14 protein-coding genes and 1 riboswitch are annotated in these 14977 nt (G+C 66.4%); of the genes, 4 read left to right on the forward strand and 10 right to left on the reverse strand.

Going from position 1 to position 14977, the window contains the following annotated elements:
* Nucleotides 1-17 precede the first annotated feature (17 nt).
* From ASE52_RS16785 to otnI, 5 genes are all read right to left on the reverse strand, one after another.
* Complete coding sequence (locus ASE52_RS16785; RefSeq protein WP_057227721.1) at nt 18-890, reverse strand: alpha/beta hydrolase; 873 nt, start codon at nt 888-890, stop codon at nt 18-20.
* Between the two features lie 113 nt (nt 891-1003).
* A complete protein-coding gene (locus ASE52_RS16790) occupies nt 1004-2497 on the reverse strand; it encodes a M20 family metallopeptidase (protein ID WP_057227723.1) in 1494 nt (497 codons plus the stop codon).
* A gap of 182 nt (nt 2498-2679) precedes the next feature.
* A complete protein-coding gene (locus ASE52_RS16795) occupies nt 2680-3936 on the reverse strand; it encodes a GGDEF domain-containing protein (protein WP_057227730.1) in 1257 nt (418 codons plus the stop codon).
* Nucleotides 3937-4061: 125 nt separating this feature from the next.
* Entirely contained in the window at nt 4062-6098 is a 2037-nt protein-coding gene (locus ASE52_RS16800; protein WP_057227732.1) for a methyl-accepting chemotaxis protein, read from the reverse strand.
* A gap of 267 nt (nt 6099-6365) precedes the next feature.
* On the reverse strand, nt 6366-7178 hold the full coding sequence (gene otnI, locus ASE52_RS16805; RefSeq protein WP_057227733.1) for a 2-oxo-tetronate isomerase: 813 nt from the start codon (nt 7176-7178) through the stop codon (nt 6366-6368).
* Nucleotides 7179-7363: 185 nt separating this feature from the next.
* Here otnI and ASE52_RS16810 point away from each other — a divergent pair, with 185 nt between their 5' ends.
* Both ASE52_RS16810 and ASE52_RS16815 read left to right on the forward strand, forming a co-directional pair.
* The gene (locus tag ASE52_RS16810; RefSeq protein ID WP_057227737.1) at nt 7364-7834 is read left to right on the forward strand and encodes a MerR family transcriptional regulator; all 471 of its coding nucleotides are present in this window, start codon (nt 7364-7366) and stop codon (nt 7832-7834) included.
* Between the two features lie 84 nt (nt 7835-7918).
* The gene (locus tag ASE52_RS16815; protein ID WP_057227738.1) at nt 7919-8569 is read left to right on the forward strand and encodes an NAD(P)H-dependent oxidoreductase; all 651 of its coding nucleotides are present in this window, start codon (nt 7919-7921) and stop codon (nt 8567-8569) included.
* On the opposite strand, the gene ASE52_RS16820 is transcribed toward ASE52_RS16815, so the two are convergent.
* The 4 genes from ASE52_RS16820 to ASE52_RS16835 form a co-directional block, all read right to left on the reverse strand.
* The gene (locus ASE52_RS16820; RefSeq protein ID WP_057227739.1) at nt 8538-9686 is read right to left on the reverse strand and encodes a glycerophosphodiester phosphodiesterase; all 1149 of its coding nucleotides are present in this window, start codon (nt 9684-9686) and stop codon (nt 8538-8540) included. The genes ASE52_RS16815 and ASE52_RS16820 overlap by 32 nt on opposite strands.
* A gap of 84 nt (nt 9687-9770) precedes the next feature.
* Nucleotides 9771-10355: a methionine biosynthesis protein MetW gene (gene metW, locus ASE52_RS16825; RefSeq protein ID WP_057227740.1), complete on the reverse strand. Its 585-nt coding sequence runs from the start codon at nt 10353-10355 to the stop codon at nt 9771-9773.
* Nucleotides 10352-11482: a homoserine O-acetyltransferase gene (locus ASE52_RS16830; protein WP_057227742.1), complete on the reverse strand. Its 1131-nt coding sequence runs from the start codon at nt 11480-11482 to the stop codon at nt 10352-10354. The genes metW and ASE52_RS16830 overlap by 4 nt, the downstream gene beginning before the upstream one ends.
* A gap of 247 nt (nt 11483-11729) precedes the next feature.
* Nucleotides 11730-12296 carry a TMEM165/GDT1 family protein gene (locus tag ASE52_RS16835; RefSeq protein WP_056056786.1) on the reverse strand — a complete coding sequence of 189 codons (567 nt, stop codon included), beginning with the start codon at nt 12294-12296 and terminating at the stop codon, nt 11730-11732.
* A 9-nt stretch (nt 12297-12305) separates the two neighbouring features.
* Nucleotides 12306-12500, reverse strand: a riboswitch (yybP-ykoY riboswitch).
* 332 nt (nt 12501-12832) lie between these two features.
* Between ASE52_RS16835 and ASE52_RS16840 the strand changes: the two genes are divergently transcribed.
* The gene (locus ASE52_RS16840; RefSeq protein ID WP_010464871.1) at nt 12833-13228 is read left to right on the forward strand and encodes an RNA-binding protein; all 396 of its coding nucleotides are present in this window, start codon (nt 12833-12835) and stop codon (nt 13226-13228) included.
* 272 nt (nt 13229-13500) lie between these two features.
* Complete coding sequence (locus ASE52_RS16845; protein WP_057227743.1) at nt 13501-14034, forward strand: RNA-binding protein; 534 nt, start codon at nt 13501-13503, stop codon at nt 14032-14034.
* 162 nt (nt 14035-14196) lie between these two features.
* Here ASE52_RS16845 and ASE52_RS16850 read toward each other — a convergent pair whose 3' ends face one another.
* Nucleotides 14197-14976, reverse strand: coding sequence for an SDR family oxidoreductase (locus ASE52_RS16850; protein WP_057227744.1), 780 nt, complete (start codon nt 14974-14976; stop codon nt 14197-14199).
* Nucleotide 14977 lies beyond the last annotated feature (1 nt).

A 14977-nucleotide genomic window follows, 5' to 3' on the forward strand; every position in this document is an offset into this window, starting at 1 on the left:
AGATCGTGAACACGTTCTTAGGAGGCCACCGGGCATCGCTGCACGAGCCATTGCTGCAGCAGGTCGAACACCGGATCGGCCAGCTCCGGGCTTTCGTTGAACAGCTCGTGGAACAGGGGCTCGAAACAATGCGCGTGCACCAGCGCCTTGGGTGCGGCCGCTGCAAAGGCGCGGCTGCCCGCCGGGTTGACCAGCTTGTCGCCGCCCGCCCACATCAACAGCGTGGGCACGCTCCAGTGCGCGGCGCGGGCCAGGGTGGCGGGGCCGCCGTTGGCGATGAAACGCGCCAGGCGTGCGCTGATGCGGTCGTGGCACAGCGGATCGGCCAGGTAGGCGGCCACCACAGCGGGGTCGTGCGAGAGGTACTGTGCATCCAGCCCGTTGCCCACGCGCAGGTTGGGCGCGATGCGCGGCAGCGTGGCCAGCAGCAGTTTTTGCACGGCGCCCAGGCCCGCATCGAGTGCGGGGGATGACAGCACCAGCGCGTCCACAGGCCGCAGGTTCATCGCAACAAAACGCGATGCCACCAGCCCGCCCATGCTGTGGCCCAGCAACACCAGCGGCTGGCCGGCGGGCAAACGGGCGCGCGTGGCATCGACCATGTCGGCCAGATCGTCCAGCAGGCGCAGGTCCGAGGTGAGCCCGCCGCGCGGCCCGCTCGATTCGCCGTGGCCGTATTGGTCGTAGCCGCGCGCTGCGAACCCCCAGGCGTTCAGCCGCCGCGCCACCGCGTCGTAGCGGCCCACATGTTCGCCCAGGCCATGCACCAGCAGCACGGTGCCGCGCTGGGGCTCGCCTTCCGGCAGGGGCCAGTCCTGCACGGCCAGGTTCTCTCCATCGCTGGCGGTGAAGGTGGTGAGTGTGGAGGGAAGGGTTTCTTCAGAGGTCATGGCAGAAGGAGAGATCCGTCAGGAACAGCACACCCCGTGCAGCCCGGGGCACAGGCCCCGGGGCTGCCAGAGGGGGCCGCGAAGGGCCGGGCAAGGGTTAGGAAGAAACAGCTTTAGCCCGCAACAGCCGCCGGTGCCACCACCTGCTGCGCCATCGAGGCAATCACCTGCGCCACCGAGGCCGTGAGGCGCTTGGCATAGGGCACATGCAAAAACTCGTTGGGACCGTGTGCGTTGCTCTTGGGGCCCAGCACGCCGCAGACCATCATCTGCGCGGCAGGAAAACCTTCGCTGAGCATGTTCATGAGCGGGATGGTGCCGCCCTGGCCGATGTAGCCACAGGGCGCGCCGAAGTGCGCCTGCGAGGCTTCGTTGAGCGCCTGCTCGAACCAGGGCGTGGTGGCGGGGGCGTTCCAGCCCGTGGCGCCACTGGTGCCCTGGAAGGTGACCTTGGCCTGGTAGGGCGCGTTGTCTTCGAGCAGTGCCTTGAGCTCCTGCACGGCCTGGCCAGCATCGACCAGGGGTGGCAGGCGCAGGCTGAGCTTGAAGGCGGTGTAAGGGCGCAGCACATTGCCCGCGTCCTGCAGTGCCGGGAAGCCTTCGGCCCCGGTCACGCTGAGCGTGGGCTCCCAGGTGCGCTTGAGCAAGGCCTGCAGCGGGTCGGTGGTGGTGGGCAGCGCAAAGGTGGTGGAACCGCCGCAGTCGTAATGCGCCCAGGGGAAACGCTTGTACACCTCTTCGCCCAGAATGGCCGCCGTGGCGCGGGCCTGGGCCACGCGGTCGGCAGGCACTTCACAATGGAAACTCTGGGGCAGCAGGCGGCCGGTGGCGCTGTCTTCCAGGCGATCAAGCACCTGCCGCATGATGCGGAACGACGAGGGCACGAGGCCCGAGGCATCGCCGGAGTGGATGCCTTCGGTCAGGATCTCGACCTTGAGCGTGCCGGTGGCCATGCCGCGCAGGCTGGTGGTGAGCCACAGCTGATCGTAGTTGCCCGCACCCGAATCGAGGCACACCACCAGTGCCACGTTGCCCATGCGGGGCTTCAAGGCATCGATGTAGGGCAGCAGGTCGCGCGAGCCGCTTTCCTCGCAGGTCTCGATCAGGCCGACGATGCGCGGGTGCGGCACGTTCTGGCGCTTCAATTCCTGCACCGCGGCGATGCTGGCGTACACCGCGTAGCCGTCGTCGGCGCCGCCGCGGCCGTAGAGCTTGCCGTCTTCGTACTTGGGGGTCCACGGGCCCAGGTCGTTGCGCCAGCCGCTGAACTCGGGTTGTTTGTCGAGGTGGCCATACATCAGAACCGTGTCGGTGGCGCCGGGCTGCGTGGATTCGATTTCAAAAAACAGCACGGGGGTGCGGCCGGGGAGGCGCACGATCTCGAGCGTGAGGCCTGCGACCTTTTGTGATTCGACCCACGCGGCAGCATTGCGCACCACCGTGTCGAGCAGGCCCTGCTCGGCCCAGTCGGGCGAGAACATGGGCGACTTGGCAGGGATGGCGATGTAGTCGGTGAGCTGACGAACGATGTCGTTGTCCCACGCCTGGCTGACCCTTTCAAGGGCCAGGGCGGGTTGAAGGGCGTGGGCGGGGACTCGGGCGTTCATGGGCGGCTCTCCTGAATACGGGTGATCTTGTGGACCGAAACCAGCATTCCAACACAACGCCTGTACGCGCGCCATCGCAGATCTCCAAACACCCTGACAGCGCTCCCGCCGCGCTGCAGCATGGGGTTCCGCCCTTCTTCAGGGGCGTGCCCAGCGTGCCCGTCCCGCGTCCCTCTTGGGGGTCAATACCGGGAAACAGGATGCGTGTCGGGATTGGCCTGTGCCGCCGCCAGGGAGGCGGGGCGCCGCAGTCCGGTGGCCACCTCCACGCGGTTGCGGCCATTGTTCTTGGCCTGGTAGAGCGCACGGTCGGCAGCGGCGATGAGCATGTCCCAGCTGTCGCCGGGCTCCAGCCGGCCGCCGAAGACGCCGATGCTCACCGTGACGGCAATCCCCAGGGCAGCGTCGGTGCCGGCGTCTGGCGCGGCCCCGCCGGCTGCGCGGATGCGGCAGCGTGATTCCTCCACCGCCTTGCACAGTTCCCGCGCCAGCTGCTCGGCCCCCAGCAGTGTGGTGTCGGGCAGCACCACCATGAATTCCTCGCCCCCGTAGCGGCCCACAAGGTCCTGTGCCCGCACGCGCTCGCTCAGCACGTTGACCACGCTGCACAGCACCTGGTCTCCTGCGGGGTGACCATAGCGGTCATTGACCCGCTTGAAGTGGTCGATGTCCACCATCATGAGCGCAATGGACTCGCGCGAGCGCACGGCGCGAGAGACGTCGCGGTCCAGCGCCGCGATCAGCGAGCGGCGGTTGGCCACACCGGTGAGCGGGTCTAGCGCCGCCATGATGCGGTTGTTCTCGTCGGCACGGTCGCGCGACATGAACACGAAGCCCATGGAGCTGATGAGCACCACCGAAAACGTGCCCATGAAGGTGAGCGTCTGCAGCAGGCTGCTCTGCAGGATGCTGGTCGCCGTCTGGCTGGCGCCGAGGGCCAGCAGCGCGCGACCCCCCAGCACCAGCGCCTCCAGCCCCAGCCCGGCCACCAGCAGCCACTGCGCGCGCCCCACGGTGGCATGGCGGCGCTCCAGGGCCGCCGCCAGGGCCCACACGGCCTGCAGTCCGATGACCAGGCCCACAAAACTCGCGCGCGCCGGAAAGTTGTCTATGAAGACCACCACAAAAGCCGTGACCAGCGCAGGCGGCGTGAACAGCAGCAGCCACCGTGGGGCACGCCCCTGGAACTGGTAGATCGCCGCGATCATCCCCACGAACACGCACGACAGCAGCAGGTTGCCCAGCACGATGGACAGCACATCGGGCACCTGGCCCCGCAGCATGATCAGCAGGTGCCCAATGGCATTGACCAGCAGGGCGGCGGCCCACCGCCCCAGGCCATCGCGCCGTCGGCCCCACCCCACCACCGCCATGGAGGCGGCCATCATGAGCGAGCTCACAATGATCATGACCAGCATGGTGGGAACGTGGGCGGCCATGGCAGGCTAGGTGGCGTGGTCGGGACAAAGGAAGTTCAGGCCAGCATAAACCAAGGGCCCCGCAGAACAAACCAGAGGATGACCACCGCGCCCTGGAGCGCGCTGCGCGCGCGCCCCCTTTCCCGTCATTGCAACTGCGCTGGCGCCCACGCGCCGCTGCCCGGGGCCTGCAGGGCCGGGCCCGCCGAAGGCGCTGCCAGCGCGGCCACCGCAGGGTACCCACCGCTGCCATCGCCGGGCGAGAGCTTGAACACCTGCACCGCCCCGGCCAGGCGCATGGCCTGTTCGCGCAGGCTTTGAGCCGCTGCGGCGGATTCCTCCACCAGCGCCGCGTTCTGCTGCGTCATCTGGTCGAGCTGGTTGACGGCGGTGTTGACCTGGCCGATGCCGTCCGACTGCTCGCTCGACGCCGCCGTGATCTCGCCAATGATGTCGCCCACGCGCTGGACCGAGCCCACGATCTCATCCATGGTGGTGCCCGCGTTCTGCACCAGGCGCGCGCCGGATTCCACGCGCTCCACAGAGGCGCCGATGAGCGCCTTGATCTCGCGCGCGGCGGAGGCAGAGCGCCCGGCCAGGCTGCGCACCTCGCTGGCCACGACGGCAAAGCCCCGGCCCTGCTCACCGGCGCGGGCCGCCTCCACCGCCGCGTTCAGGGCCAGGATGTTGGTCTGGAACGCAATCGAGTCGATCACGCCCACGATGTCGGCAATCTTGCGCGAACTCTGGTTGATGTCGCCCATGGTGGTCACCACCTGACCCACCACCTTGCCGCCACGCGCGGCCACTTCGGCGGCGGTGCTGGCCAGCTGGTTGGCCTGGCGCGCCGCATCGGCCGACTGGCGCACGGTGGAGGTGAGCTGCTCCATGCTCTGCGCCGTCTGCGCCAGGCTGCTGGCCGTGGCTTCGGTGCGGGCCGACAGGTCCTGGTTGCCGCTGGCAATCTCGGCGCTGGCGGTGGTGATGCTGTCGACCGCCGTGCGCACCTGCTGCAGCATCTGCGTATAGCGCTGGCGCATGCCTTCGACCTCTTGCACCAGCGCGCCGATCTCGTCGCGCCGCGTGGTGCGGAAGGCCTCTGTCAGATCGCCCTGCGCCACCAGCGTGATGGCCTGGGTCAGGTCCTGCAGCGGGCGGCTCACGCCCCGGCGCAGCATGAGGAAAAGGCCGACCGCCAGCAGCACCACAGCCACGGCCATCAGGCCCCACACGGCCAGCGTCACGCGGCGCTGGCTGGCCATGGCCTCGCCGTCGGGCACCTCGGCCACCACCCACCAGCCGCCACCGGTCTTGCGCACCAGGGCCCAGGGGTCGGTGGCGCCCGCGCCCAGCACCGGGGCGGCTTCGCGCACAAAGCCGTCCTGCGACGCGGCCAGCGCCTCAAAAAACGGACGGGCCTGCGGGTAGGCCTCCAGCACACGCTTGCCCCGCGCCGTGGGGTGGTACACAAACACAGCCTGGTCGAGTGAGGTGCCGGGGTTGATCACATAGGTGCCGCCGTGCTCGAAGAACTTCGTCTGCGCCACCTGCTTTTGCAGCATGGTGTGGAACACGCTGATGTCGTTGCCGATGAACAGCAGCGCAATCACCTTGCCCGACGCATCCTTGGCCGGCAGGTAGTGGCCCATGTAGGGCTTGCCGCCCACCACGGTGACGCCTGTATAAGGCTCGCCCTTGGTGACGGTGGCATAGGCCGGGTCGTCTTTGCCCAGCGGCGTGCCCTGCTGGCGCTCACCCTTGTCGTTCTTGACCGAGGTGGTCACCCGCATGAAGTTGTCGCCTTTTTTGGCGAACACCGTGGCAATGCCACCCGTCTCGCTGGCGAACTTGTCGACCGAGCCGTAGTCCTCGTTGACCAGCGCGCCATAGCTGCGCAGCTCGCCCGTGGCTTCGTCGAGCTGCATCGTGGCCTCGAAGTAGCGTTGAAAACCGCGCATGGTGAGTTGGACCAGTTCGCGGTTGGTGTTGTCGGCCGCGTCCAGCGACTGGGCCACGCTTTGCGCGGTGTCGCCCACGCTGGCCACCACCTGCGCCCGCGTGCTGCGCTCGGTCAGCACGGCAATGGCCAACCCCACCAGCACCAGCACCAGGGCCACCAGCGCGATGGCGGTCAGCGTGACCTGGCGCGCGACGGAACGGTTGTTGGCAAGGGAAGCGGCCATGCAGTGTGTCTCCTCTAGATTGAAAGCCCAAAGCCAGCTGAGCCGGTCTCAGAAAGGGTTCTCAAACGCCTGAGAACACGCTTCTTCACTCTAAGTCCGGAGACTTGTTACATTTATTCACGCATTCCCTTACGCAAAGCTGCGTACCCCATCGCGGCCGCCCCGTGGGCCGTAGCCTGCGAAACTGGCGCTGCCCGCGCCGAGGAAGCCGAGCAAGGACCGCCCCGCAGCGAAGGCGCGCCCTCGAGGGGGAAGGCGCGAAGCGACTCAGGGGGTCTTCCTGTTCATCCAGCCCAGGCCTTGCGAAGTGCCCGCCGCCGGCCGGTATTCGCAGCCGACCCAGCCGCCGTAGCCCAGCGCGTCGATGGTGTCGAAGAGGAAGGGGTAGTTCAACTCGCCCTGGTCCGGTTCGTGGCGCCCAGGCACGCCGGCAATCTGGATATGCGCCACCCGGCCCGTGGGCAGGTACTGGCGCAGCTTGGTGGCCACGTCACCTTCCACGATCTGGCAGTGGTACAGGTCCATCTGCACCTTGAGGTTGTCGGCCTGCGCGGCGTCGAGCAGCTCGTGGGCGTGGTCCTGCCGGTTCAGAAAGTAGCGCGGCACGTCGCGCAGGTTGAGGGGCTCGATAAGGATGTCGCGCCCCGCGCGCGCAGCCTCGGCCGCCGCCCAGCGCAGGTTGCTGACACACAGGTCCTTGAGCGATTCGCGCTCCACACCGGGCGGCACGATGCCCGAGAGCACGTGGATGCGCGGGCAGCCCAGCACCTCGGCATAGCGCAGGGCTTCTTGCACGCCCGCGCGGAACTCGGCCTCACGCCCGGGCAGCGCTGCGGTGCCGCGCGCGTTCTGGTCCCAGGCCGCCGCCATCTGGATGCGGTCGGTACCGCCGGGCGGGGCGTTGAACAGCACCAGCTGCAGGCCGTTGTCCGTGAGCCGCGCAGCGACCTCGGCGGGCTCGAAGGCGTAGGGAAACAAGAACTCCACCGCCGTGAACCGGTCGCGCGCCGCAGCGGCAAAGCGGTCCAGAAACGGCAGCTCGGTGTACATCAGGCTCAGGTTGGCGGCAAACTGGGGCATGGCGGGTGCGGGCGGGAGATGGAAGAGGGAATCAGAGCGCCGCAGCTTATCGTGTGGCATCGGGATCTGCGGGACCTCCGACACTTCACCCAACCAAAATATGAGTCAAATTGGCCGCTAGCGCTTTACCCATAAGCGCTAACAGCTATTATTTTGATAGTTTTCACTCCACACCAGGACCTCCCATGCGCATCGGAGAACTCGCCCACCGCACCGGCACCACGCCCAAGGCCATCCGGCTGTACGAGTCCCGTGGCCTGCTGGGCTCGGTGGCGCGCGCGGGCAGCTACCGCCACTATGGCGAGGCCGACGTGGCGCGCGTGTTGCTGATCCGCCAGGCCCAGGCGCTGGGCTTTCGGCTGTCTGAACTCGATGGCCTGCCCCACATCGACACGGCTGCGGGCTGGGAACGCATGGCCCAGCTCGTCGCCGGGCGGCGGGCCGCCGTGGCGCAGGAGCTGGCGCGCCTGGCCGCGTTGGACACACAGTTGGCCGTGTTGGAGGCCGAACTGCACACCTGCGACACGCTGGCCGTGCCCGTCACGCCCCAGGCGTGCGCAGCACCGCCCGCATTGCCAGTGATGCCGCCAGAACACAAATCCGCGCCATTCAGCGCAGCCACCACGGCGGGCGCCGCAAGATTCGCCTCCCCTTGACCTGATCGCTGACCTGACCGCTTGACTCTGTCCCGTGGGGCAAGGTGACCATGGCGCCATCAACAACACCGTGATGGAGCGTCTGTGGCAGAACCACACAATATTCTGGTCATCCTGGGCCACCCCTCCGCCAACAGCCTGTGCGCAGGCATGGCACGCGCCTATGCCGAGGGCGCCCGGCACGCCGGGGCGCAGGTGCGGTTTCTGGATGTGGGGCAGCTCGCATTCAACCCGCTGTTTCAGGGCTACAGCGCCGTCCAGCCGCTGGAACCCGACTTGCTGGCGGCGCAGGCCGACATCACCTGGGCCCACCACCTGGTGTGGGTCTACCCCATCTGGTGGGGCGCCATGCCGGCGCTGCTCAAGGGTTTTATCGACCGCGTGCTGCTGCCGGGTTACGCCTTCAAGTACCGCAAGGGCTCATCGTTGTGGGACAGGCTGCTGGCAGGCCGCTCGGCCGAGCTGCTGGTGACCATGGACTCGCCGCCCTGGTACTTCCGCTGGGTCACGCGCATGCCGGGGCACCACCAGATGAAGAAGGCCATCCTGGAGTTCTGTGGCATCCGGCCCGTGCAGGTGCACAGCTTTGGCCCCGTGCGCAGCGCCAGCGCCGAGCGGCTGGCGTTGTGGGTGGAAAAGGCGCGGCAACTGGGGCAGCGCCAGGGCACGCGCGCTACACCGGGCAAGCCGCGCCCGGCGCCCGTCACTTCGTCGCCGTCATCCCCTTCGCCGTGAAGGCCTGGACGGCAGCGCGGCCCACGGCGGGGTCGTCGGTGAAGAAACCGTCGATGCCTGCGCGCAGATACGCCGTGATCTCGCCCACGCTGTCGCCGCGCGCGGTGCCATCGGTGTTGGGCGCCTTCTTCAGGCCAGCGGGCAGAAAGGCGTTTTCAGGCCGCAGCGTCCAGATGTGCACCGCCAGCCCGGCGGCATGGGCCTGTGCGACCAGCGGCGTGGGTTCGCCGGGAACACCTTCTTTGACCGGCACCACCAGCGTCTTGAAGGGGCCGATGGCGTTGGCGTAGGCGGCCACCTGCTTGAGGCCTTCGGGAGTGATCAGGTCGGCATAGCTGCGCGCATTGGCCGCGCCTTGCGCCACAAAGTCATACGGCCGGCCCGAGGGCGCCACCAGTTGCACCAGGCGCACGCTGCTCTGCTTGCGGATGGCCTGCAGGTTGCTGACCTCGAACGACTGCACGAACACAGGGGCGTCCTTGTGGTTCCAGCCGTTTTTCTCCAGCACGGCCAGCAGCGGTGCCTCCAGCGGCTGTCCAATGGACTCGAAGTAGGTGGGGTGCTTGGTCTCTGGGTAGATGCCGATCACGCGGCCCGTTTTGGCGCTGGCCGTCTTGGCCAGGTCGATCACCTCCTGCAAGGTGGGCACCTCGAACTGGCCGTTGTAGGCCACGTTGGCCGGGCGCTGCGCCGGGATGCGCTCGCGGGCGCGCAGGGTTTTCAGCTCGGCCAGGGTGAAGTCTTCGGTGAACCAGCCGGTGAGGGCCTGGCCGTCGATGGTCTTGGTGGCCTTGCGGGTCGCAAACTCGGGGCGGTCCACCACGTCGGTGGTGGCCTCCTTCACCGAGCCGTCGGCGTTGAGGATGGCGATAGCGTTCTCGTGCCGGGCCACCAGCACGCCGTCCTTGGTGATCACCAGATCGGGCTCGATGATGTCGGCGCCGTCGTCGACGGCCTTCTGGTACGCCGCCAGCGTGTGCTCAGGCCGCAGGGCCGAGGCGCCCCGGTGAGCGATCACGGTGGGGGTGGGCGGCCAGGTCTGCTGGGCGGCGGCGCCCAGCGCCCAGGTGGTGAGCAGCGCGGCAGCGGTCACGGCGCGCAGTGCAATGCGTTTCATGCGGGTCTCCTACAAACAGAGCCCGCACCTTAGCCGATGCGCTTGACAGCGTCGTGTCGCCGCGGCGGCGCGCGCCAGCGAGCGCTATGCGCGTTCGAAGTGGAAGACCGCCGTGCCCGCCCGCGCATTGGGCAGCCAGCGCACTTCCTGCCCATCCTGCAAACCGAACGCATCCAGGATGCGCAGGCTGTTCTTGGTGGCAAGCACCTCAAAATCCTTGTAGGTGCCCACACGGATGTTGGGCGTGTCGTACCACTGGTAGGGCAGGCGGCGCGTGACGGGCATGCGACCGCGCAGAATGGACAGGCGGTTGGGCCAGTGTGCGAAGTTGGGGAAGGCCACCACGCCGGTGCGACCCACGCGGGCCGTCTCGCGCAGCATGGTTTCGGCATTGCGCAGATGCTGCAGTGTGTCGAGCTGCAGCACCACGTCGAACGAGTTGTCGCCGAACATGGCCAGGCCCTCGTCGAGGTTGAGCTGGATCACATCGACGCCGCGCTGCACGCAGGCCAGCACGTTGGCGTCGTCAATCTCCACGCCGTAGCCGCTGCAGCCGCGTTCGCGCTGCAGGTAGTCGAGCATGGCGCCGTTGCCACAACCGAGGTCGAGCACGCGCGAGCCGGGGGGCACCAGGCGCGCCAGGGCTTGCATTGCCGCTTTTTCGGTCATGGCTGCAGCTCCTTGGAAATGCTATCGAAATAAGAGCGAATTACGCCCATGTAGCGGGCGTCATCGAGCAAAAAGGCATCGTGCCCATGGGGTGCATCGATCTCGGCGTAGCTCACGCTGCGGCGGTTGTCGAGCAGGGCCTTGACGATCTCGCGGCTGCGCTTGGGTGAAAAGCGCCAGTCGGTGGTGAAACTCACCAGCATGAATTTGGCCTGCGCCCGGGCGAGTGCGCGTGTGAGGTTGCCGGCATGGGTGCGCGCGGGGTCGAAGTAGTCGAGCGCCCGGGTGATCAGCAGGTAGGTGTTGGCATCGAAGTAGTCGCTGAACTTGTCGCCCTGGTAGCGCAGGTAGCTCTCGATCTGGAACTCGATGTCCTGGGTGCTGTATTTGAGTTCCAGGCCCTCCCGCAGTTGACGCCCGAACTTCTCGTTCATCACGTCGTCGCTGAGGTACGTGATGTGGCCGATCATGCGGGCGATGCGCAGGCCGCGCTTGGGGATCGCACCATGGCGATAGAAATGGCCGCCGTGGAAGTCCGGGTCGGTCACGATGGCGCGGCGGGCCACTTCGTTGAAGGCGATGTTCTCGGCCGTGAGGTTGGGCGCGCTGGCCACCACCACGGCGTGCAGCACGCGGTCTGGGTACTGCAGCGTCCAGCTCAGGGCCTGCATGCCGCCGAGGCTGCCGCCCAACACGGCAGCCAGCTGCTGGATGCCCAGGCGGTCGAGCAGGCGGGCCTGGGCGTTGACCCAGTCTTCCACCGTGACCACCGGGAAGTCCGCGCCGTAGACCTCGCCCGTGTCAGGGTGCATGTGCATGGGGCCGGTGGAGCCGAAGCACGAGCCCAGGTTGTTCACGCCGATCACGAAGAAGCGGTCGGTGTCCACCGGCTTGCCCGGGCCGATCATGTTGTCCCACCAACCCTCGCTCTTGTCCTGCCCCGCGTAAACGCCCGCCACGTGGTGCGAGGCGTTGAGGGCGTGGCACACGAGCACGGCGTTGGAGCGGTCGGCGTTCAGCGTACCGTAGGTCTCGTAGGCCAGGTCGAAGGCGCGGATGGTCGCGCCGCTTTGCAGCGGCAGCACCTCCGGGAAGTGCATGGTCTGGGGTGTGGCGATGAACGACATAGTTGGAACTGGTGGGCCCTCACGTTCCACCGCTTGCGCGCGCCGCTGCTCCACAAGGAAGCCGCTTTTGCCTGGAGACCGGACCCAGCGCAAAAAATACCCGGCGTCGCTAAAAACGAGGCCGGGCAGATGTGTCGGACGGGTCTTTAGCAGGATTTATAAAGCGCCCGCAAGCTGTGGCAAATCGGCGCGTTTGGCAAATATACCAAAGCAGAGCCCCAACGCACAGCCCGTCGCACCGACCAGATCAACCTGCAGACGAAAAAATCGCCAGCAGCCCCAGCACCAGAAAGATGGCGGCAGACACCAGGTGCACCGCGCGGATGGGCACCTTGCGGGTGATGCGCTCGCCCAGCCAGACCACCGGCGCATTGGCCAGCATCATGCCCAGCGTTGTGCCCGCCACCACCCACAGGTAGGCGTTGTATTTGGCAGCCAGCATGACGGTGGCGATCTGGGTCTTGTCGCCCATCTCGGCCAGGAAGAATGCGACCACGGTGGTGCCAAACACACCCCAACGGGGCGATCCGTCGGCTTCACCCTCATCGAGCTTGTCGGGGATCAGCATCCAGACCGCCATGGCAATGAACGATGCACCCAGGATCCAGCGCAGTACCTGGGGGCCCAGGAAGGTGGTCACCCAGGCACCCACGGCGCCAGCCAGGCCATGGTTGACCAGCGTGGCGACCAGAATGCCCAGCACGATAGGCCAGGGTTTGCGAAAGCGTGCCGCCAGCACCAGCGCGAGCAGCTGCGTCTTGTCGCCCATCTCGGCAAGCGCGACGATGGCGGTAGAAATGAAGAAGGCTTCCATGGGGGAGGGGGTCCTATCCGGCCGGATGGGTGAAAAACGCATTGACTGCACCCCGACTCCGGCCATGTGGATCGGTTTGCAGTCAATGGTCTCGCCCAGTTCAAAAAAACCGCATACGCCATAGGTTTCGAAGAACCCAAGTGTGTTGACGCATGCCCCCGGCGCGTTGCGCGGCCGGGCGGGCTACTCCCCAAAGACCCGCGTATTTTACCCTGCTGGCGGACAGGGGCCTCGGGCTGGGCCGTCGGTGGCTGGCGCCTGAGTACGGCGGCATGGCACCACAAACTGTGCGGGTTTCCCCTGAATACCCCTTGCGCGCAGCCCGGAATCTCTACAAATTTGTGCCCGATGAGTGGCTTTCCCCAGAAATAAACCCCACACACCTCATAAAGTGATTAATAATGGGTTCGCTTTTCTGCTTGCAGGAAAGCAGTTGGCTTAGCGGTGAATGGTCAGTTTCGCGTCTTTGAAGTCGTCACAGGTTTGTTGATTGCGTCGGACTCCATCGCGTTTTTGTGTTTTTTCAGGAGTCCTTCATGGGCAACAAACTTTACGTGGGCAACCTGCCTTATTCTTTCCGCGACGAAGATCTGCAACAGACCTTCAGCCAGTACGGCTCGGTCGGCAGCGCCAAGGTCATGATGGAACGTGACACCGGCCGCTCCAAGGGTTTCGGCTTTGTCGAAATGGGCAGCGATGCTGAAGCCCAAGCCGCCATCCAAGGCGTGCATGGCACCAACTTCGGCGGCCGTGACCTCGTGGTCAACGAAGCCCGTCCTATGGAGCCACGCGCTCCCCGTAGCGGCGGCTTCGGCGGCGGCAACGGTGGTGGCGGCGGTTACGGCGGTGGTGGCGGCGGCGGCGGTTACGGCGGTGGCCGTAGCGGCGGTGGCGGTGGTGGTGGTTACGGCGGTGGCCGTAGCAGCTACTAAAAAGACCTTGCTGGCAGACCTTTTCGTCTGCCAAAGGCAAAACAAAGGAGCCCCAGGGCTCCTTTTTTCATGCCTGCGCGGTATCGCCACCACAGTCGGCATTGCCGCTTGCTTTTTCACCAAAAGTGTGGCGCATAATGGGTTCGCGGGCTTTGCCCGTTTTCCAAGTTTGCGGTGATCCGTCAGTTTCGCGCTGAGAGCGTCATTGAGATTAGCTGGCTGCGTTTTCGGGACTCCATCGCTTTATCCATGTGTTTTTGAGGAGTCCCTCGATGGGCAACAAACTGTACGTCGGCAACCTGCCGTACTCGGTGCGCGACAGCGATCTGGAACAGGCCTTTGGCCAATTCGGCGCGGTGACCAGCGCCAAGGTCATGATGGAGCGCGACACGGGCCGCTCCAAGGGCTTTGGCTTCGTGGAAATGGGTAACGATGCTGAAGCCCAGGCCGCCATCAACGGTATGAATGGCCAGCCACTGGGTGGCCGCAGCATCGTTGTGAATGAAGCACGCCCCATGGAACCCCGTCCGCCCCGCAGTGGTGGATTTGGCGGTGGTGGTGGCGGTTACGGCGGCGGCGGTGGAGGCCGCAGTGGTGGCGGCGGTTACGGCGGTGGCCGTGAAGGCGGCGGCGGTGGAGGCTATGGTGGTGGCCGTGAAGGCGGAGGTGGCGGTTACGGTGGCGGCGGCCGCAGTGAAGGCGGATTCCGCAGCCCCTACGGTTCCGGTTCCCGCAATGGCGGCGGCGGCGGTGGCCGCAACGGTGGTGGTGGCGGTGGCTACGGTGGCGGCGGCAACAGCTACTGAAAACTGTCTTTGAAATTTCTCTAAAAGCCCCCTCGGGGGCTTTTTTCATGCGCTACCAACAAGCAAGGGATTCCGGCGGTTGGCGGCGGTACCTTCGTCCCACGCAGCTACGAAGAGCCTGCACAAAAGACCCCAAAGAGGGGGCCGAGGCCTGGCTGGCGGCTACTGCTCGCTCTGGCGCCGCTTGCGCGGGCGCCCGGCCAGCAGCTTGTCGAACAGCACGTTCGGCACCATGCGCAGCAACTTGGCAACCACCCCCATTTGCCAGGGGATGACCCGGTAGCTAACGCCGGCCGTGATAGCCCGATAGGCACGGTCCGCAAAATCATCGGCCTGCATCAGAAACGGCATGCTGTAGCGGTTCTGGCGGGTGAGCGGAGTATCGATGTAGCCCGGAGAAATGGTGACCACACGCACTCCGTGCGGGCGCATCTCCCCGCGCAGGCTCTCGCAGTAGCTGATAACGGCCGCCTTGCTGGCGCAATACGCACCATGCCCGGGCAGGCCCCGGATGCCTGCCACGCTGCCGATGCCCACCAGCGTGCCGCTGCCCCGCTGCGCCATCGCGTCGGCAAACGGATGGAAGGTGGCCGCCACGCCGATGTTGTTGGTGGCAAAGGTGCGCGCCATCACGTCGATGTCATCACGCACCGCCGTGTCCATGCCCACGCTGATGCCCGCATTGGCAATGACCACATCGGGCACCCCCTGGCGCGCGATGCAATCGCGGCCCGCAGCGACGATGCTGTCGGTCATGGCCACGTCAGCACTATAAATTTCATAGCTATCAGCGCTTATTCCTTGAGCGCTAACCCATGTTTTCACATCAGAAGTTCGCCGTGCCACGAGGGCCAGGCGGTAGCCCGAGCGGTGAAAGCGCAAGGCCAGGGCCTGGCCAATGCCGCTGGATGCGCCGGTGATGAAAACAAGGGGAGTGGTCATG

The organism is Acidovorax sp. Root275, assembly GCF_001428965.1.
Lineage (GTDB): Bacteria > Pseudomonadota > Gammaproteobacteria > Burkholderiales > Burkholderiaceae_C > Acidovorax > Acidovorax radicis.